The organism is Enterococcus sp. CSURQ0835 (genome assembly GCF_902706605.1).
GTDB lineage: Bacteria > Bacillota > Bacilli > Lactobacillales > Enterococcaceae > Enterococcus_A.
Map to the genome: position 1 here is coordinate 35,947 of NZ_CACSLH010000007.1, position 20,285 is coordinate 56,231.

General features: G+C 43.7%; 19 protein-coding genes and 1 other annotated feature. Of the genes, 16 read left to right on the forward strand and 3 right to left on the reverse strand.

From position 1 onward, the window contains the following. Window position 1 precedes the first annotated feature (1 nt). The 7 genes from thiI to GVJ38_RS04540 all read left to right on the forward strand — a co-directional run bounded on the left by thiI (window position 2) and on the right by GVJ38_RS04540 (window position 8,194). Window positions 2-1,216 (forward strand): tRNA uracil 4-sulfurtransferase ThiI, encoded by a 1,215-nt coding sequence (gene thiI / locus GVJ38_RS04510; RefSeq protein ID WP_159721987.1) that lies wholly within the window; start codon window positions 2-4, stop codon window positions 1,214-1,216. Between the two features lie 203 nt (window positions 1,217-1,419). Then, a complete protein-coding gene (locus tag GVJ38_RS04515; protein ID WP_159721988.1) occupies window positions 1,420-2,061 on the forward strand; it encodes a redox-sensing transcriptional repressor Rex in 642 nt (213 codons plus the stop codon). A gap of 35 nt (window positions 2,062-2,096) precedes the next feature. Further along, window positions 2,097-2,296, forward strand: a binding site (T-box leader). Between the two features lie 42 nt (window positions 2,297-2,338). Then, window positions 2,339-4,981, forward strand: coding sequence for a valine--tRNA ligase (locus GVJ38_RS04520; RefSeq protein WP_159721989.1), 2,643 nt, complete (start codon window positions 2,339-2,341; stop codon window positions 4,979-4,981). 153 nt (window positions 4,982-5,134) lie between these two features. Next, a complete protein-coding gene (locus GVJ38_RS04525; RefSeq protein WP_159721990.1) occupies window positions 5,135-6,451 on the forward strand; it encodes a bifunctional folylpolyglutamate synthase/dihydrofolate synthase in 1,317 nt (438 codons plus the stop codon). Continuing rightward, a complete protein-coding gene (locus GVJ38_RS04530; RefSeq protein WP_159721991.1) occupies window positions 6,438-7,097 on the forward strand; it encodes an HAD family hydrolase in 660 nt (219 codons plus the stop codon). The genes GVJ38_RS04525 and GVJ38_RS04530 overlap by 14 nt, the downstream gene beginning before the upstream one ends. Window positions 7,098-7,148: 51 nt before the next feature. Beyond that, window positions 7,149-7,838 (forward strand): RadC family protein, encoded by a 690-nt coding sequence (gene radC, locus GVJ38_RS04535; RefSeq protein ID WP_159721992.1) that lies wholly within the window; start codon window positions 7,149-7,151, stop codon window positions 7,836-7,838. 155 nt (window positions 7,839-7,993) lie between these two features. Then, window positions 7,994-8,194: a cold-shock protein gene (locus GVJ38_RS04540; protein ID WP_159721993.1), complete on the forward strand. Its 201-nt coding sequence runs from the start codon at window positions 7,994-7,996 to the stop codon at window positions 8,192-8,194. Between the two features lie 90 nt (window positions 8,195-8,284). Here GVJ38_RS04540 and GVJ38_RS04545 read toward each other — a convergent pair whose 3' ends face one another. The 3 genes from GVJ38_RS04545 to GVJ38_RS04555 form a co-directional block, all read right to left on the reverse strand. Further along, window positions 8,285-8,788, reverse strand: coding sequence for a TetR/AcrR family transcriptional regulator (locus tag GVJ38_RS04545; RefSeq protein WP_159721994.1), 504 nt, complete (start codon window positions 8,786-8,788; stop codon window positions 8,285-8,287). A 282-nt stretch (window positions 8,789-9,070) separates the two neighbouring features. Beyond that, window positions 9,071-10,747, reverse strand: coding sequence for a ribonuclease J1 (rnjA, locus tag GVJ38_RS04550; RefSeq protein WP_159721995.1), 1,677 nt, complete (start codon window positions 10,745-10,747; stop codon window positions 9,071-9,073). A 1-nt stretch (window position 10,748) separates the two neighbouring features. Beyond that, window positions 10,749-10,961 carry a DNA-directed RNA polymerase subunit epsilon gene (locus GVJ38_RS04555; protein ID WP_159721996.1) on the reverse strand — a complete coding sequence of 71 codons (213 nt, stop codon included), beginning with the start codon at window positions 10,959-10,961 and terminating at the stop codon, window positions 10,749-10,751. A gap of 425 nt (window positions 10,962-11,386) precedes the next feature. Here GVJ38_RS04555 and GVJ38_RS04560 point away from each other — a divergent pair, with 425 nt between their 5' ends. The 9 genes from GVJ38_RS04560 (at window position 11,387) to secG (ending at window position 20,120) form a co-directional block, all read left to right on the forward strand. Further along, window positions 11,387-13,117 (forward strand): ABC transporter ATP-binding protein, encoded by a 1,731-nt coding sequence (locus GVJ38_RS04560; RefSeq protein WP_159721997.1) that lies wholly within the window; start codon window positions 11,387-11,389, stop codon window positions 13,115-13,117. Then, complete coding sequence (locus tag GVJ38_RS04565; protein ID WP_159721998.1) at window positions 13,114-14,874, forward strand: ABC transporter ATP-binding protein; 1,761 nt, start codon at window positions 13,114-13,116, stop codon at window positions 14,872-14,874. The genes GVJ38_RS04560 and GVJ38_RS04565 overlap by 4 nt, the downstream gene beginning before the upstream one ends. A 471-nt stretch (window positions 14,875-15,345) precedes the next feature. Then, on the forward strand, window positions 15,346-16,869 hold the full coding sequence (gene yjeM, locus GVJ38_RS04570; RefSeq protein ID WP_159721999.1) for a glutamate/gamma-aminobutyrate family transporter YjeM: 1,524 nt from the start codon (window positions 15,346-15,348) through the stop codon (window positions 16,867-16,869). Between the two features lie 13 nt (window positions 16,870-16,882). After that, entirely contained in the window at window positions 16,883-18,115 is a 1,233-nt protein-coding gene (locus GVJ38_RS04575; protein WP_159722000.1) for an aminopeptidase, read from the forward strand. Between the two features lie 117 nt (window positions 18,116-18,232). Beyond that, complete coding sequence (locus GVJ38_RS04580; protein ID WP_159722001.1) at window positions 18,233-18,727, forward strand: gamma carbonic anhydrase family protein; 495 nt, start codon at window positions 18,233-18,235, stop codon at window positions 18,725-18,727. After that, window positions 18,714-19,079, forward strand: coding sequence for a hypothetical protein (locus tag GVJ38_RS04585; RefSeq protein WP_159722002.1), 366 nt, complete (start codon window positions 18,714-18,716; stop codon window positions 19,077-19,079). Before GVJ38_RS04580 ends, GVJ38_RS04585 begins: the two co-directional genes overlap by 14 nt. A 105-nt stretch (window positions 19,080-19,184) precedes the next feature. Further along, window positions 19,185-19,457 carry a (4Fe-4S)-binding protein gene (locus tag GVJ38_RS04590; RefSeq protein ID WP_159722003.1) on the forward strand — a complete coding sequence of 91 codons (273 nt, stop codon included), beginning with the start codon at window positions 19,185-19,187 and terminating at the stop codon, window positions 19,455-19,457. After that, window positions 19,457-19,732, forward strand: a complete 276-nt coding sequence (locus GVJ38_RS04595) for a GNAT family N-acetyltransferase (RefSeq protein WP_159722004.1) — start codon at window positions 19,457-19,459, stop codon at window positions 19,730-19,732. Before GVJ38_RS04590 ends, GVJ38_RS04595 begins: the two co-directional genes overlap by 1 nt. A 151-nt stretch (window positions 19,733-19,883) precedes the next feature. Beyond that, window positions 19,884-20,120: a preprotein translocase subunit SecG gene (secG, locus tag GVJ38_RS04600; protein WP_159722005.1), complete on the forward strand. Its 237-nt coding sequence runs from the start codon at window positions 19,884-19,886 to the stop codon at window positions 20,118-20,120. The last annotated feature ends 165 nt before the right edge of the window (window positions 20,121-20,285 follow it).

The following is a 20,285-nucleotide window of genomic DNA, read 5'->3' on the forward strand; positions in this document are numbered from 1 at the left end:
CGTGCAATATACAGAAATTATGGTGCGCTACGGTGAATTATCAACGAAAGGTAAAAACCGTCGCACTTTTATCATGCAGCTGGCACAAAATGTCCGCAATGCGTTAGCTGATTTTCCCGCGCTCAAGATCCATGCTGATCGTGACCGGATGCATTTGTTATTGAATGGGGAAGACAGTCAAGCTGTGATCCCCAAATTAACGCAAGTTTTCGGGATCCAAAATTTTTCACCTAGCATTCGCTGTGAAAAAGAACCGCAAGCATTAAAAGCATTGACACAATCGATCATCAAAGAAATCTACACTGGACGCGAGACATTTAAGATCACAGCGAAACGCAGCGATCATTCATTTGAAATGGACAGCCACGAACTGCAACAATTTTTAGGCAATGCCGTGATGGATATTTTTCCTGCAATCACAGCTCAAATGAAACGTCCTGACATCAATTTGCGCGTGGAGATCAGACGGGATGGCGCCTATTTGTCTTATGAGACGATCAAAGGTGCAGGCGGTCTGCCAGTCGGAACGAGCGGTCGAGGGATGCTGATGCTTTCTGGCGGGATCGATTCGCCAGTGGCTGGTTATTTAGCGATGAAGCGCGGCGTCGAGATCGAAGCGGTTCATTTTGCCAGTCCGCCTTACACAAGTGAGCAAGCATTGCAAAAAGCTAAAGACTTAACGGAAAAATTAACCCCTTACGTCGGCAGCATTCAATTTATCGAAGTACCATTTACTGAAGTTCAAGAAGAAATCAAAAAACGAGCACCACAAGGCTACTGGATGACGTTGACGCGGCGAATGATGTTGCGTTTGACCAATCAGATCCGAGAAGCTCGCCATGGATTAGTGATCATCAATGGAGAATCTTTGGGACAAGTTGCTTCTCAAACGTTACACAGTATGGTTGCGATCAATGAAGTGACGACAACACCAATCATTCGGCCGGTGGTGACGATGGATAAAACGGAGATCATCGAACTGGCAGAAAAAATCGATACTTTTGAGCTTGCGATTCAACCGTTTGAAGATTGCTGTACGATCTTTGCGCCACCGCAACCTAAGACGCGGCCAAAATTAGAAAAAGTCGAAGAGCTGGAAAAACGTTTGGACATCGAAGGCATGATGGCACGAGCGTTAGCAAATTTAAAAATCGAAGCGATCACAGCGGGTAAAAGTGAACAAGCTGATGACGAAGAATTTGCTGATCTACTCTAACGATCGTAAGTTCAGTGGGAGCCGTTAACAGATAAATGAAAAAAATGAAGGCAGTGGTTTGACGCGCCTTCGTTTTTTTTGCTCTTTTCGGCTGCTGGATTTTAAATTTCAAGCGGGGCATCACGAGTAAGAAATTGTGGATTGTACAATGACCGAGTTCGTGCTAAAATGATATGTGAAAATATTAACAAAGGAGTCGCGCAATGGTAAAATTAATTGAAAAACCACATCTCTCAAAAGCAGCGGCTAAACGTTTATCACTTTATTTGCGCTGCTTGAATGAATTGAATACAGCCGGTGTCACAAAAATAAGATCTTCGGAGTTCAGTCGGTTGACTCAAGTCGGCTCGGCAACGATTCGCCGGGATTTTTCTCAAGTCGGGGAACTAGGTCGCAGCGGTTATGGCTACGATGTCGCGTATTTGATCAAAGTGTTCAACGAACTGTTAGATGTTCACGATGAAAAGCGAATCGCTTTGATCGGTTGCGGTAATCTCGGTCAAGCGTTGCTGAAAAATAATTTTCGCCGCAATGCTAATTTGAATATTAGTTGTGCATTTGATAACGATCCGGAAAAAATTGGTCGAGAAGTAGCCGGACAGATCATTCAGCCACTGGAAAATTTACCGCAGTTAGTCGCGCAAGAAAATATTTCGGTGGCGATCTCGACGGTGCCGAGTCAATTCTCGCAAGCGGCGGTCAACGCGATCGTGAAAAGTGGACTGACGGCGATTTTGAATTTTGCACCAGACCCAGTCGATGTGCCGCCAACAGTCAATGTTCATTACATCGATCTGACGACGGAATTACAAACGTTGATTTATTTTGATGAACAATCAGAGTGAGACTTTACAAGTGGTAGGCTTCATTGTAGAATGAGAGGCATACGAAGAACAAGAGGAGTATGCAGGACAAAAGTTCTAGAGAGAAGATGCACGGCTGGGACATCTTTACTTTTACTTGCAGAAGGTAGCTTGGGAGTATCAGGATGAGCCTGCGTGTCATGAGCGTTAATCATGTTAAGCGGCAGAATGATTTTTTCTGCAATTTAGGTGGTACCGCGTAGTTTACGTCCTAAAACACGAATCGTGTTTTAGGACGTTTTTTATTTTTGAGGAGGACATGCTGATGGAAAATTTACCAACCAAATTTAACCCGCAAGAAGTCGAAGCGGGTCGTTACCAAAAATGGCTCGACCAAGATTTGTTCAAGCCGTCAGAAGACAAAAAAGCCAAACCGTATTCGATCGTGATCCCGCCGCCAAACGTTACCGGCAAATTGCACTTGGGTCACGCTTGGGATACGACGTTACAAGATATGATCATTCGGCAAAAACGGATGCAAGGTTTTGATACGTTGTGGTTACCAGGGATGGATCATGCCGGAATCGCCACTCAAGCCAAAGTGGAAGAAAAATTACGGGAGCAAGGCGTCTCACGTTATGATCTTGGCCGCGAAAAATTTGTCGACAAAGTGTGGGAGTGGAAAGAAGAATACGCGACCCACATTCGCGAGCAGTGGGCAAAACTTGGCCTTTCACTTGATTATAAGCGGGAACGTTTTACGTTAGATGACGGGTTATCTGACGCAGTCCGGAAAGTTTTTGTCGCACTTTATGAAAAAGATTTGATCTATCGCGGCGAGTATATCATCAACTGGGATCCGAAAGCCCGCACCGCATTGTCAGATATCGAAGTGATCCATAAAGATGTCGAAGGTGCTTTTTATCATGTCAATTATCCATTGACTGATGGCAGCGGCAGTTTAGAGATCGCGACGACGCGACCTGAAACGATGTTAGGGGATACTGCGATCGCCGTTCATCCAGATGACGCGCGTTACAAAGATTTAGTCGGTAAAACGGCGATCTTACCGTTAGTCGATAAAGAAATTCCGATCATCGCCGATAGTTATGTCGATATGGAATTTGGAACCGGGGCGGTGAAGATCACACCGGCGCATGACCCGAATGACTTTGAAGTCGGTAATCGCCATGATCTTCCACGGGTCAATGTGATGAATGATGATGGAACAATGAATGATTTAGCCGGCAAGTATGCTGGGATGGATCGTTTTGCTGCTCGGAAAGCGATCGTTAGCGATTTGAAAGAAGCCGGTTACTTGTTGAACGTTGAAAAAATGGTTCACAGTGTTGGCCACTCTGAACGTTCTGGTGTGGTAGTCGAACCGCGTTTGTCGACGCAATGGTTCGTGAAGATGGCACCTCTTGCCAAAGCTGCGATCGAAAACCAAGCAACTGACGATAAAGTCGAATTTTTCCCACCGCGCTTTAATCAAACATTTTTAAATTGGATGGATAACGTCCATGACTGGGTGATCTCACGTCAATTATGGTGGGGACATCGCATTCCAGCTTGGTACAACAAACAAACCGGCGAAACGTATGTCGGCATGGAAGAACCAAAAGACATTGAAAACTGGGAACAAGATCCCGATGTGTTAGATACGTGGTTCTCTTCTGCTTTATGGCCGTTTTCAACGATGGGTTGGCCGGATACCGAAAGCGAAGATTACAAACGCTACTTCCCGACCAATACATTGGTTACGGGGTACGATATTATTTTCTTCTGGGTCAGCCGCATGATCTTCCAAAGTTTGGAATTCACTCATGAGCGTCCATTTGAAAATGTGTTGATCCATGGTTTGATTCGTGATGAACAAGGCCGCAAGATGAGCAAATCTCTCGGAAACGGGATCGACCCGATGGATGTCATCGATCAATATGGTGCCGATGCGTTGCGCTGGTTTTTATCAAATGGTTCAGCACCTGGTCAAGATGTTCGTTTCAGTTATGAAAAAATGGATGCCGCGTGGAATTTTATCAATAAAATTTGGAATGCGTCACGTTTTGTGATCATGAACATCGAAGACTTTACGAAAGCTGATCTTGATTTAACAGGTGAAAAAACGGTGGCGGATCGCTGGATCTTGACGCGTTTGAATGAAACGATCGAAAAAGTGACGGACTTGTTTGATCATTTTGAATTTGGCGAAGCTGGTCGGCAATTGTATAATTTCGTATGGGATGACTTTTGTGACTGGTATATCGAGATGAGTAAAGAAATTTTGTATGGCGATGATGCAGCTGCACAAAAAACGACTAAGAGTATCTTAGTCCACGTCTTAGATCAAACGTTACGCTTGTTGCATCCGATCATGCCGTTTGTGACTGAAGAGATCTGGGAAAAACTTCCTCATGAAGGCGAGTCACTTGTTGTTGCCGCATATCCAGTCGTTGAATCAGCCAATAACGATGAAACAGCTGCCAAAGGGATGGAAGTCTTGAAAGAATTGATCCGTTCAGTACGGAACGTTCGGGCTGAGGTCAACACACCACTTTCAAAACCGATCACACTATTGATCAAAACCAGCGATGCGAATGTGGATCGTTTCTTGACGGAAAATACGAGCTACATCGAACGTTTCTGTAATCCAGAAGAGTTAGTGATCGCAGCTGATATTACCGCACCTGATCTAGCGATGTCTGCGGTGTTGACGGGCGCAGAGATTTATTTACCACTAGAAGGTTTGATCGATATCAAAGAAGAGATCAAACGCTTGGAAAAAGAACTAGCGAAATGGACGGGCGAAGTCAAACGGGTCCAAGGCAAATTAGCTAACGAACGCTTTGTCAACAATGCACCCGAAACTGTCGTCGCCGAAGAACGCGCGAAAGAAAAAGATTATTTAGAAAAACAAGCAGCTGTCAGTGACCGAATCGAAAGTTTACGGACGATCCAGTAAGTCAATCGTTCAGCGGAGTATAAAGTTTAAAAGTGCGTCATCAAGTTGTAGACTAACAGCTGATGACGCACTTTTTTAGCAAACTGTCGGTGTCTTCTTGCAACGTTTCGCGTATCTGACAAACTTTGCTATAATGAATGCGAGGTGAATAAAATGACAATCGAGCAAGCGATCGCTTGGATTCACAGTCGTCAAAAATTTGGTTCACGACCAGGTTTAAAACGAGTCCAAGCATTATTAGATAAAGTTGGAAATCCTGAAAAAAAAGTGCCGGTGATCCACATCGCCGGGACGAACGGCAAAGGGTCCACCGTCGCCTATTTGCGCAGTCTGTTAGAAGAAAGCGGCTTGTGTGTCGGCAGCTTCACATCGCCTTACATCGAAGAATTCAATGAACGAATCGCCATCAATGCGGAACCGATCCCAGATGACAAGCTAGTTGCGTATGTGGAAAAGTATCAGCCGCTCGTCAACGCGTTGGATGAAGACGAAGCACTAGGTGGGATCACGGAATTTGAATTGATCACGGCGTTAGCACTGGATTATTTTTTGACAGAAAAAGTTGACGTAGCTGTCATCGAAGTCGGTTTAGGCGGTTTACTAGATTCAACGAACGTTGTGGAGCCGCTGTTAACTGCGATCACCACGATCGGGTATGACCATACGGAGATCTTAGGTGATTCGTTAACGGAAATCGCCGCCCAAAAAGCTGGGATCATTAAAAATGGAGTACCAGTGGTGACTGGAAAGATTGCGCAAGGACCACTCTTAGCAATTGAAGAAACTGTCGCTGCTCAAAAAGCGACTCTCTACCGTTATGATCGTGAGTATACGGTCACGTATTTGCATCCTGATCCGGGATGGGGCGAGCTGTTTGATTTTTCCGATGTTACGGGAACTTTCAAAAAGCTCAAAGTGCCGTTACTCGGTCGGCATCAAACGGAAAATGCCGGTGTTGCCATTGAGTTGTATCGTTTGTATTGTGAATTGCAAAAGTTGCCGTTTGAAGAAAAAAATGTGCGCAAAGGGTTGCTGCATGCGCAGTGGCCTGCGCGGATGGAAAAAATCAGTGATGAACCATTGATCGTGTTAGACGGCGCTCATAATGGCCATGCGATGAAGCGGCTCGTTGAAAATGTTAAACAAGAATTTAAAACGTATAACATCAAAGTTTTATTTTCTGCACTAGAACGCAAAGATATCTCATTGATGTTAACCGAGCTACGGACGATTCCGAATGTCCGAATTTATTTAACGACCTTTGAGTATCCCGGAGCTCTGGATCTCAGTCAATATGACGATCGTGAAAATGAACGCTTCACCGTTGTATCGCTGTGGCAGTTTGGTTTAGGGGAACTCTTGGGGAATTTGGAGGCTGATGATCTTTTGCTGGTGACTGGTTCATTGTATTTTGTAGCCGAAGTTCGAAATTTATTGTTAGACATAGGAGGAGCCAATGAAAAAAGTTAGTGGAATTATTTTTGACATGGATGGGTTGTTGTTTGATACAGAACAGATTTATTATGATGCATCGCAAGTCATTGCAGATAAAATGAATTTTCAATATGACGAAGCGTTGTATGATCGTTTTATCGGGGTGTCAGATGAAGAATTGTGGCAAAATTATCATGAGATCTTTGCGGCTCACGGAAAAGCGAATGTGCAAAAATTTATCGACGAATCGTATGCATTAGCGCTAAAGACCTTCAACACACAAGGTGCGCCATTGAAACCCGGGGCAAAAGAATTGCTAGATTTTTTAGCAGCAGAAAACATTCCGCGCGTGTTAGCTTCTAGTAACCAGCGTCCAGTGATCGAAACACTGTTGAACAAAGCGGGGTTGACTGAACGTTTTGCCGCCATCGTTTCAGCAGATGATGTCAAGCGCGCCAAACCCGATCCTGAGATTTTTCAACTGGCACTAACTAAATTAGAAACGAACGCTGAGACAACGCTAGTCCTAGAAGATTCTCATAATGGGATCTTAGCAGCTGAAGCAGCCCAGATCCCCGTAGTGATGATCCCAGACCGCATTCCCGCTTCACCAGAACTAACTGAAAAAGTGCATGCCGTACTACCTGATCTGCATGCAGTGATCAGCTACTTAAAAAAATAAGTCCCGCTCCTTTGCGTAGCTTTGATAAAGAGCAGCAAAGGAGTTTTTTTGATGAACGAAAAAAGTTTATTGCGAGCACTGCCAGAAAGTTCTTGGCCACGAGAACGTTTGTTGCGCGTTGGCGAAAAAAATCTCTCGGATCAAGAACTTTTAGCGATTCTCTTACGGAGTGGTTCGACGAGTCAAAACGTGATGGAACTCGCTGGTAGCATCTTACGAAGTGTCTCTGATCTTTACCGGTTAAAAGAGCTTTCGATTCCTGAGTTGATGACGTTTAACGGGATCGGCAAAGTCAAAGCGGCTGAGTTAAAAGCTGCACTAGAGTTTGGTCGGCGCGTCACTATAGCTAAACAGCCGAAGCTAGGGCAAGTCCATTCTAGTTTTGGGGTAGGTCAGACACTGATGGAACATTTACGCGGATTGCAACAAGAACACTTAGTCGCGTTGTTTTTAAATACGAAAAATGAAGTCATCTTACAAAAAACGATTTTTATCGGTTCTTTGAATCAATCGATCGCTCACCCACGAGAGATTTTTAAAGAAGCGGTGCGGATCAGTGCAGCTCGGATCGTTTTAGGCCATAATCATCCCAGCGGCAATCCACTGCCGTCAAAAAATGATCTAGTTTTTACAAAACGCATTCGTGACTGCGGTGAAATGATGGGAATCGAGGTGTTAGACCACGTGATCGTCGGGGAAGAAAAATATTTCAGCTTGCGGGAAGAAAATTATTGGGATTAGCAAATTGAGAACCCTTGCAAAAAAGAATCAACAAGTGGTACACTATTAATGTAATTTTGTTTGATTTGATGAAACGGGTGAAACACAGTATCATCTCTATCGTACTGAGCAATGTTACAATCAATAAGTGCAGACGCACGAGGAGGAACAGATTCATGGAAAATGGAACAGTAAAATGGTTTAACGCAGAAAAAGGGTTTGGCTTTATCACACGCGAAGATGGCAGCGATGTATTCGTACATTTCTCAGCTATCCAAGGCGACGGCTTCAAAACACTTGAAGAAGGTCAAGCAGTAACTTTTGATGTTGAAGAAAGCGATCGTGGACCACAAGCTACGAACGTTGAAAAACAATAAACCAAAAAATCCCCTGGAGCCTCGGCTTTCAGGGGGATTTTTTTGCTTTAGGATAACGAACACAGTAAGTGGGTTTGAATCGAGCATTCGTTATTGGAATAAAATGGCTAATAATTCACTTTCATCAGAAATTTCTTCTAAGTGATTGGCCATCAAGACTGCTTTTCCGATGCAGTACTGCCAGTAAAGTGGGAACATCAAATTGATTTTTTGCTGGGATGGACCAAATTCTAAACGAGAGAAGACGTCTTGGGTGATTTGTTTGACCGCGTCGATGGTCTCTTTGTCTTGTAAAAAGAAGCGCTGAAATTCTTCGGGGTAGTCGTTGGCGTAGTTGACGATCGTGTTGGTCAATTCGTGGATGTTTTTTGGCTGCTGATCTTCTAAAAAATCAGAATACTTGGCGATGATGCGGCGGGTCAAAACTGTTTTTAGTTCAGCCAAGTTATGAAATTCGCGATAAATCGGTTGGGTCGAACAAGCGACTTGTTGGGCGATGTTGCGAGCGTGAAATTTTTTAAAGCCTTCTTTGATGATTAGTTGATAAGCGCCATCGATGATTTGATCGCGATGGACTCGTTTAGTTCTTACCATGTTATCGACTCCTATTTTTTATTACTCAAAACAACAGACTCTGTAGTGTATTAAATAACCAACAAAATCTTACTATTTTATATCTATTTTCCATTTTCACGATTTTTAGTGCTTTTGTCAATCCCATATCTTAAATTCAGTTAAAAAAATAATTTAAATCGCATAAAGCAAAGCGCTTTCGCTAAATTTATTAAAATTATCAAATCAACAGCACTAGTTTTTTTTATAAGAGACAAAAAAGAAGCACGGCTTGTTAGCTGCGCTTCTTTGGATTACTAAATTTTATTTGTCAGGCGTCATGATCATCGGAATGATCATCGGATGCCGTTCCGTTTCATCAAATAAAAATGGTTGTAAGGCTGAAACCATCGCGTCTTTTAATTTCCCTTCCGTACAGTTAGGCGAGTTCAATGCTTCGCGTAACGCGTGGAATAAAATTCGTTGGCCTTCACTGATCATTTCGCCTGATTCTCGCATGTAAACAAAACCACGAGATAAAATGTCAGGACCAGCTAAGACTTCTTTTTTCGCAATGTCCACAGTGGTAACGGCAACGACTAAGCCTTCTTCAGATAAAATGCGGCGATCACGTAAGACGACGTTGCCGATGTCGCCGATCCCGCTGCCGTCGACATAAACGTCACTGGCATTAAAGTGGCCGCATGGTCGAGCGGAGTCCGCGGTGAGAGCTAACATGTCGCCGTTTTCCATAATAAAACAATTTTCTTCCGGCACGCCGGTATCTTGGGCTAGTCCCGCGTGGATCTTCAACATCCGGAACTCGCCGTGGATCGGCACGAAATATTTTGGTTTCATCAAACGGAGCATCAATTTTTGTTCTTGCTGACTGCCGTGACCAGAAGTATGAATGTTGTTGACTTTACCGTGAATCACTTCAGCGCCAGCTTCTGATAATAGATTGATCAAATGATTGACACTCGTCGTGTTACCAGGGATCGGTGAACTAGAAAAGATCACGGTATCTTCTGGTTGAATTTGAATCTGACGGTGTGTTCCGTTGGCGATCCGGCTAAGGGCGGCCATTGGTTCACCTTGGGAGCCGGTACATAAGATCAACAGTTCATTAGCTGGGATGCGGTTGATCTCGTGCGAATCGACAAATGTTCCATCAGGGACATTGATGTAGCCCAAGTTTTGTCCATTGACGATGGCGTTTTCCATACTGCGGCCAAAGACTGCGATCTTACGTCCAGTGGCGACCGCGGCATCGGCTGCTTGTTGCAGACGGAAAATATTTGAAGCAAACGTCGCGAAGATGATCCGACCTTTGATTTTTTCCACGATGTGTAAAATCGAGGTGCCGATCGTTTTTTCTGATTTTGTAAACGTTGGGATTTCCGCGTTCGTACTGTCAGATAATAAACACAAGACGCCTTCTTCACCGAGCTTTGCCATCTTGTGTAGATTAGCAGGCTCGCCCACTGGTGTGAAGTCAAATTTAAAATCGCCTGTCTCGACAATGTTGCCTGACGGTGTTTTGACGACGACGCCTAATGGATCTGGAATACTGTGGGTCGTTCTAAAAAAGCTGACCGACGTTTTGCGGAAACGGATCACCGTATCTTCCGTGATCTCGTGTAATTCCGCATCGCGCAGTAAACCATGTTCGTCTAACTTGTTGCGGATCAATGATAAAGCTAACGGTCCGCCGTAAACGGGAATGTTGGCTTTTTTTAATAAATAAGGCACGCCACCGATGTGATCTTCATGCCCGTGTGTGATGACGAGTGCTTTGACTTTGTTGATATTTTGAACGACATAGCTGTATTCAGGAATGACATAATCAATCCCTAACAGATCGTCTTCCGGGAATTTGATCCCGGCATCGATGATGATGATCTCATCTTGAAATTGGACCCCATACATATTTTTTCCAATCTCACCTAGACCACCGATCGCGAAAACACCTGTCTCGTTGTTTTTCAGCGATAACTTCATCTTAGAACTCCATCAACTTAAAGTCGGCATGTTCTTTCTCGTAATCAAGATGACTGCCTTCTAAAAGTTGAACGTATTCCACATTATATGGGGTGTGCTCGCGCATCAATTCACGGACGGTTACTTCGTCTGTTGCTTCAACGTAAACCGAATGCGTTTGCTCTCTTTTGGGATTGCGTTCTTTGGTTTCTTGATAATAAACTTTGAAAATCATAAAAAATCTCCTTTATCTGCTTCTAGCAGTATTTTTCCACAACAAAATGAGGGGCTCGTGCCGCCTAAAAAATTTTATGCTCAGTCAAAAAGAAAACTCTAGTTCACTGAGAGAAAGCCTTGACTTTGCTTTCTGCTGGTTACATCTTTCACCGAGTGTTATAACAAGTGCTTTTAGTTTATCACAGAATAAAGCAGAAGTATAGAAACTAAGCAGCGATCAAAGTGAACTGATCGACCAGAAAGTTGTTCCAGTTAGCGCGGTGAAATTTTTAGTCTTGTGCGATTCAGTGAGCAGCCCAGTTGAAAAAATCTTCTTTCTGCTAGTTCATTGTGCAGCGATCAACTGAAAGCTAAATTTTGGTATCTTTCCTGAAAACAAATATGGTATATTGAAAGTATTGGATTACAGAAAGAAGGGATTAAATGAAATTGATGTGGCGCTATACGTTGCGCTATAAAAAGTTGTTGTTGTTGGATTTTATCAGTGTGTTCGGTTTTATTTTGATCGAGCTGGGCTTGCCAACGATCTTGGCGTCGATGATCGATCGCGGGATCGGCCAAAAAGATTTCGGTTATATTCAAAAAATGGCACTGGTGATGATCGCGATTACGGTCGTCGGTGTCTTGCTAAATATTTTGTTACGCTACGTCAGTTCACAGATCACTTCGCGGATGGTCGCTGATATTCGCGATGATTTGTTTGCAAAAGTCCAAACGTTTTCTCACACGGAATATGAAACGTTAGGCGTCTCTTCACTTATCACGCGAACGACTAACGATGCGTATCAGATCATGTTGTTCATGCAAAATATTTTGAATATGGGTTTTATGACTCCCATGATGTTTGGTGCGAGTTTGTATTTGATCATGCGGACTAGCCCGAGTCTCGGGATCTATGTTTTGGGTTCGCTGCCGATCTTGTTGCTGGCAGTTATTTTAATCGCGAAATATTCAGAGCCACTTTCCAGTAAGCAGCAAAAAAATCTCGATAACATCAACAGTATTTTACGAGAAAATCTAGCTGGCTTGCGGGTGATCCGAGCATTTGTCAAAGAAAAATTTGAAGAGACGCGCTTTCGGAAAGTCAACGATGCGTACGCAGACAGTTCACGCAGCTTGTTTCATTTGATGGCGATCGCGCAACCGGGATTTTTCTTCCTATTTAATATCGTGATGGTCTTGATCATTTGGAATGGAACATTGCAGATCGATCATGGCCAATTAGAAATCGGTACTTTGATCGCGTTTATTGAATATATTTTTCACGCGCTGTTTTCATTCATGTTGTTTGCCACGGTCTTTATGATGTATCCGCGAGCGAATGTTTCTGCGTTACGGATTCAAGAGGTGTTTGATCAACAACCTGTTATCACAGATCCCAAAGATGGCGTGCGAGAGACCGAGCAAAAAGGGTATTTGGAATTTAAAAATGTGACCTTTGCCTATCCCGGTCATGCGGAAAGTCCAGTGATCCGAGATGTGAGTTTTACCGCCAGTCCTGGCGAGACCGTAGCTTTTATCGGCAGTACGGGTTCTGGTAAATCAACCTTGATTCAATTGATCCCGCGTTTTTATGATGTGACAGAAGGGCAAGTGTTAGTCGATGGGATCGATGTCCGCAAGTATGATTTAAAAGCATTGCGCAAAAAGATCGGGTATATTCCGCAAAAAGCACAGTTGTTTACGGGGACGATCGCTGAAAATTTGCGTTACGGGAAAAAAGATGCGAGTCAAACGGAATTAGAGCAAGCGGCTGAAATCGCGCAAGCAGCCGAATTCATTTCGCAAAAAGCAGCGGGCTTTGACGAACGTTTAGCAGAAGGCGGCAGTAATTTTTCTGGCGGCCAAAAGCAACGGCTGTCGATCGCTCGAGCGGTGATCCGCCGACCAGAGATCTATATTTTTGATGATAGTTTTTCGGCACTCGATTACCAGACGGACGCAAAATTGCGGACTCGGTTGAAAAAAGAAACGACGGCCTCGACTGTTTTGATCGTGGCACAACGAGTGGGGACGATCATGCATGCCGATAAGATCGTTGTCTTAAACGAAGGCGATGTCGTCGGGATCGGAACGCACGAAGAATTATTGCAAACGTGTCCGATCTATCATGCGATCGCAGCCTCTCAATTGTCAGAGGAGGAATTAGGATGAGAAAGTTTTCTTCTTTAAAACGGTTGATGCACTACATTAATCCGTACAAAAAAACCTTTTACCTCGTGTTGTTTTTTGCGATCGTGACTTTGATCTTAGGAACGCTCGTCCCGTATTTAACGGGGCTTCCGACAACCGAGGTCGCTAAAAATGTTCAGCAAGGAGAAGCCATTAACTTTGCGTATGTCTTTAAATGGCTCGTAGTGGTGGTCATCGTCGGGATCATTTATTGCGGCACGCAGCTTGCGACGGGATGGCTGATGGCCAATGTCGTTCAAAATGCGATGCGTGATCTGCGAGAAGCGATCGAAACTAAGATCAACCGTTTGCCAGTTTCGTACTTTGATAAAAATCAGCAAGGTAATATTTTATCGCGTGTGACCAATGATGTGGACGCGGTGAGCAATGCGTTACAACAAGCGATCGTAAAGTCAGTCAACGCTGTGCTGGGAATCTTTTTTGCCATCTTGATGATGTTTTATATCAATCCACTGATGGCCGTGATCTCCATGATTATGATCCCAACCTCGCTTTTGATCTCACGCAAGATCGTCCAAGTCTCGCAAAAAGATTTCCAACAGATGCAAAATTCATTGGGCGAGCTGAATGGGTATGTCCAAGAAAACATGACTGGTTTTGGCGTGTTGAAATTATATGGTCGCGAAAAAGAAACCTTAGCCGGCTTTAAAAAAGTCAATCATGAATTACGGCATTCAGGTTTTCGCGCAGCGTTTGTGTCTAGTACGATGCAGCCGTTAGTTCAATTGACTGCGTATGCGACTTATATCGCGATGGCGGTTTTAGGTAGTTGGAATGTGATCCACGGTGTGATTTTAGTTGGGCAGTTGCAAGCGTTCATCCAATACATTTGGCAAGTCAGTCAACCGATGGGGGATATCACCCAATTATCTTCTATGATCCAAAGTGCTTCCGCTTCGGCGAAACGCGTGTTTGAGATTTTAGATGAAGCAGAAGAAGTGGAAGTTAAATCAGCGGCGGTGATGAAGACACCGGTTGCTGGGAATGTAGCTTTTGAAAATGTCAGCTTCAGTTACGATCCGAAAAAGCCATTAATCAAAAATTTGAGCTTTTCTGTCAAGGCGGGGGAAACGGTGGCAGTCGTAGGGCCGACTGGTGCCGGGAAAACGACGCTGATCAATTTATTGATGCGTTTTTACGATGTGGATGAAGGCAAAATTTTAATCGATGGTGTCGATACGCAAGCGATGAAACGTTCCGATGTGCGAGCGCTCTTTGGAATGGTTTTACAAGATGCGTGGTTGTATGAAGGAACGATCGCGGATAATATTCGCTTTGGTCGTTTGGAAGCGACCGATTATGAAGTAGTCGATGCGGCGAAAACCGCGAACGTCGATCATTTCATTCGCACGATGCCCGGCGGTTACGAAATGGAGATCAACGCAGAAGGTGATAATGTCTCCTTAGGGCAAAAGCAATTGTTGACGATCGCTCGCGCGGTGATCTCTGATCCAAAAATTTTGATTTTAGACGAAGCGACGAGCTCAGTGGATACGCGCTTAGAAAGTTTGATCCAAAAAGCGATGGATAAAGTGATGGAAGGCAGAACTAGTTTTGTGATCGCCCATCGTCTGTCAACGATTCGCGAGGCTGATTTGATCTTAGTGATGAAAGAAGGTCAGATCATCGAACACGGCACGCACGAAGAATTGTTACAGCAACAAGGCTTTTATGAAAAACTATACAACAGTCAATTTGCCGAAGAAACAATCGAATAACTTTTATAGGCGTGTGCAAGCAAGTCGCCAAAAGATCAGGATACGTGCATCCTGATCTTTTTTATTTTTTTGTAAATGGTTTGAGGGATCAAGCGTAAAAGAAGTTAGCCACGTTTACGATTCACCGTCATTTTTTCTTCGCGCGGTAGTTTGGTCTAGGAGCTGTTGCGCTTTTATGAGGGACTCTTCATAAGATTCTTAAAAAGTCGTCTAGTGAAAGGCCAACGAGAAAAGCAAAAAAATGAAGGAGTGAGCTGTTTTTTGAGGTTGATAAAAAATAACCATTCCTCTTTATTAAAAAAAGATCGTTAGCCGGGCTGAATGAATGATGCTTTGCTAAAAAAAAGCTAACAACGATTGCTAATGAAAATGCTTTCAATTACCATTTTAGTAGGGAACGACAGAAAAAATCAACTTGAAAGGAGTTAAACTGTTCCTGGGTAAAAAAATGAAAACATGGAGGGACTTATTATGTCGAAAGGAAAAAAACAAAAGCTGACGCTCATCTCATTGATCTTGATGATCTTTACTTCAGTCTTTGGCTTTACTAACATCACCCGCGCATTTTATTTGATGGGTTATGCTTCGATTTTGTGGTATGTCTTAGCTGCGGTTACTTTTTTCTTACCATTTGCATTTATGTTATCGGAATACGGAGCAGCTTTTAAAGACAAAAAAGGCGGGATCTATTCTTGGATGGCGGAATCATTCAATCCTAAATTTGCTTTTGTCGGAACGTTTATGTGGTATGCTTCCTATATTATTTGGATGGTCAATGTCGGCTCTGGGATTTGGATTCCATTATCAAATGCGATCTTTGGGGTTGATAAGACGCAGCAGTGGACGCCGTTTGGATTGTCTGGTGTACAAACTTTAGGAGTATTAGGAATTATTTGGATCATCGTGATCACATTTGTTTCATCAAAAGGGTTAGACAGTATCAAAAAAGTTACGTCGATTGGCGGGACAGCGGTGGCGTTAATCAATGTAATTTTGTTTGTCGGCGGCTTAGCGATCTTGCTGCTAAACGGTAAGATGGCTCAGCCTTTGAGTCCACAAGCCTTCTTTGTTTCACCAAACGCAGATTACACAACCATGATCCAAGTCTTTGGCTTTTTAGTTTTTGCGATCTTTGCTTATGGTGGGCTGGAAGTTGTCGGCGGGTTAGTCGATGAAACTGAAAATGCTGAAGTGACGTTTCCTCGAGGTGTTGCTATCTCAGCAGTCGTGATCGCAGTCGGATATGCCGTTGGGATCTTCATGATGGGAACGTTCACTAACTGGACGTTTGCCTTTACTCAGTTTTCTGATGCGGAAGTAACGTTAGGAAATGTCGCGTACATCGCGATGAACAACATGGGCTATCAATTAGGCCACGCGCTTCATTTAACCGAAGCTGCTTCAGTGACTTTAGGTGTTTGGGTGTCACGTTATATGGGACTTTCAATGTTCTTAGCTTTAACGGGAGCCTTTTTCACTTTGATCTTCTCACCATTGAAACAATTGATCGAAGGAACACCAAAAGAAGTTTGGCCGAAATATTTGACTGTGACGAAAAATGATCTGCCAGTCAATGCCATGAAAGTCCAAGCAGTGATCGTCATCGTGATCATCGCGTTAGTTTCATTTGGAGGAAGTGGCGCGAAATATTTCTTCCAAGTTTTAGTTTCCATGACGAATGTTTCCATGACCGTACCATATATGTTTTTAGCGATCGCCTTTATCGGATTCAAAAAGAAAAAAGAGATCCAAAAACCATTTGAGATCTATAAGAGTCAAACGATGGCTAACATCGCCGTAACAGTCGTAACGTTTGTCGTTGGTTTTGCCAATGTCTTCACCGTGGTTCAGCCAGCGATGCAAGGCGACGTTCCAGGAACGATCTATTCTGTTTTAGGACCGGTCATCTTTGGAGTCGTTGCGATCGTGATGTACAATCGCTACGAGAAGAAACTTCTTTCAGGGATGATCCAACCAGAAACAGATCAAGTGTAGAGGTGGGAATAAAATGAAAGACTTTGCCAATTATTTAGCAAAATATGCAACCTTGATCACCAAGACTGGCGTCAATGTTCAGCCAGGTGATGTGATTCAATTAGATATTTCCGTCAACCAAGCACCGCTTGCACGACTGATTACGAAAAAAGCTTACAAACTAGGTGCTAAGCAAGTGATTTTGCGTTGGCTAGATGATGAGATCTTACGCGCTCAAGTCGAACATATGGCACTGGATGATTTGAAAACTGTACCGGATTATAAATTGACTGAGATGGCTGAACTAGTCGATCAAAGAATGACCCGGATCAGTGTTGTCTCCCAAGATCCCGGTGTGTTTGCTGGCGTTGATCCTGAACGAATCGATGCTTACCAGCAATATGATCGCAAATTATTTTTCGGCTTACGCCAAGTCGCTGCCGCTAATAAAATCAGTTGGACAGTCGTAGCGGCCGCTGAAGCTCCGTGGGCGGAAAAAGTTTTCCCTCACTTAGCTAAAGCGCAACAAGTGGATGCACTGTGGGATGCGATCTTTAAAGCAACGAAAGTTTATGAAGCTGATCCGATCAAAGCTTGGGAGGTACACGAAAAGACATTGCAGGAAAAAGCTGCGCGCTTGAACAAAGAACAATTCAAAGCACTACACTACACCGCACCCGGAACGGACTTGACGATCGGCTTACCTGAAAATCATGTGTGGGACAGCGCACGCAGCATCAATGAAAAAGGGTTTGAATTTATGGCGAATATGCCGACAGAAGAAGTTTTCACTGCACCGGATTGCCGCGTAGCAGATGGGGTCGTTTCATCAACTAAACCATTAGCGTATGGCGGCCAAGTCATCACAGGTATAAAGCTGACGTTTAAAGCTGGTGCGATCACCGAAGTCAAAGCTAAGACTGGTGAGGAAGTCTTGAAAAAATTAATCGCGATGGATGAAGGCTCCCGTCATTTAGGCGAAGTCGCATTAGTTCCCGATCCTTCTCCGATCTCGCAATCGGGCATCACCTTTTTCAGTACGCTCTATGACGAAAATGCGTCAAACCATTTAGCAATCGGAAATGCGTATGCGTTTAATCTTGCTGGCGGGGTGGAGATGACTGAAGAAGAATTAATTGCGCGAGGCTTGAACCGCAGTAAAAATCATGTTGATTTCATGATCGGCTCAGACCAGATGGCTATTGATGGTATTCGAGCAGATGGCAGTCACGTTCCAATCTTCCGAAACGGCGATTGGGCATCTTAATTGGCAAGGCAGCAGGCAATCAATTCGATTGTCTGCTGCTTTTTTATATCGTGAACGAACAGGTTTGAAAAGCCATTTTGGATTGATAATGCTATACTAAAAAGTGAGGTGAAGCAGATGAAACGATTTATCGCAAAAAATGCCGCGGTCTTTGGGGATGTGACCATTGGCGAAAAATCGACTATATGGTTCCAAGCCGCACTCCGCGGAGATAGCAATACGATCAAAATTGGAAAGTTGACGAATATCCAAGATAATACGGTCGTTCACGTTGATCACGATGCGCCGACTGTGATCGAAGATAATGTTACGATCGGCCACAGTTGTATCATTCATGGCTGTACAGTCAAAAGCGGCGCGCTCATTGGAATGGGCACGATTATTTTGAACCACGCTGAGATCGGTGAAAATAGTTTGATCGGGGCGGGATCATTAGTGACTGAACATACGAAGATTCCACCTAATATGTTGGCTTTTGGTTCACCAGCAAAAGTGATCCGTCCGCTGACTGAAAAAGAGATCGAAAAAAATCGACAGAACGCACAGCACTACTTTGAATTAGGGCAAGAGTATTTGGCGGGGAAATATCCGGAGTATCATGACGAATCGTAGCGAAAAAGAACGCCGTTACTTGTTGTTGCAAGCGGAATTGAAACGCCGGTTTAAAAAAGATGAATTGTTGCAGCTGTTGATCTACGAAGATACATACGAACGCGTCTTGATTTTTGATCCGCAAGGGTTTTATTTGATCGAGCTGACAACTAGTGAGCCAGTAGACAAGCTCCAGTTTCGTCATTACCCGCTGGATTGTCTACAGCCATTAGTTATCACGCAATGCGAGGCAGTTTTTTATTTAACGGTACGAACGTTGCGGGCGCGAGAATTTCAACTGCCGTTTGCCGATCAGTTAGAGGTCCATCAAGTCGCGACTGAAATCAATCGTTTGTGGTCAATCTTTTGGTGAGATTTGAGCAAAATCAGCCAAAGCGTGACGGCGAGAACAATTAGTTGCCAAAAATTCCCTTCTATTGATACTATACGGTAAAAGAACTCGAGGAGCGTGAGCAAAATGGATGGCAGTAAAATCAATGGCCAGCAAGTGACCGAAGCAGAGTTACTTGCAGCTGACTATCGGAAATATCAAGGCGAAGATGTCGATATTTATTACAATAAAAACATCTGCGCACACATCGGAAACTGTGTGCGGGGCAATCCGGCAGTCTTTGAAGTGGGACGGCGGCCGTGGATCTTAGCGGACAATGCGTCAGCCGATGATGTAGTAAAAGTGATCAACACTTGCCCGAGCGGGGCGTTGAAATATATTCGAAAGGATGAACAATAATGGAGATCAAAGAAGAACAAAATCGTTTTGCTTTATTCAATGATGATGATTTGGAGATCGGTGAGATGACTTGGTCAGATGCTGGACCTGAGATCATGATCATTGATCATACGTTTGTCGATCCAACGTATCGGGGCCAAAAGCTAGCTGAAAAATTAGTTTTGAGCGGCGTGGAAAAAGCGCGGCGGGAAAACAAAAAAATTATTCCCCTTTGCCCGTTTGCTAAAAAAGAATTCGATACGAAACCTGAGTACGACGACGTCTTGAAAAAATAAATTTTTTACTAGTAGTAAGCGAGCTTGGAGCAGGGTATCTGTTCCAAGCTCGCTTTTTTAGGCTGTGAGGGCCGCATAAAACTTTCCTAGCCAAGCTCTTTCATTTGTGCTAAAGTAGGAACTGAGAAACTTTGGCAAGGGAGGTCTTCAATTGTATAATTTTATTCTTGGTGTGATCATTGTGATTTCGATCGTCATCATCATTACGATCATGATGCAACCTAGTAAACAAAATAGTGCCGCAAGTGCATTTACTGGCGGAGCGGATCAATTATTTGGTAAACAAAAAGCACGTGGCTTTGAAGCAGTCATGCAACGTTCCACCGCTGTTTTAGGCGCAGTGTGGATGATTTTATTATTTGTATTGATGTACCTATCAAGTAAATAAGGGGTCTCTCGTGCTGAGAGGCCTTTTTTATATGGAGTCTTACCAACTTAGTAGAAGGCAGTGACGTCTCATGAGCAGCCTGCATCATGTGCCGATGCTGCTTTCCTTTTTGCTTATGCAAACGGAGCAATCTTTTTTATTTAGTTTCTACTCTGAAATGAAGTA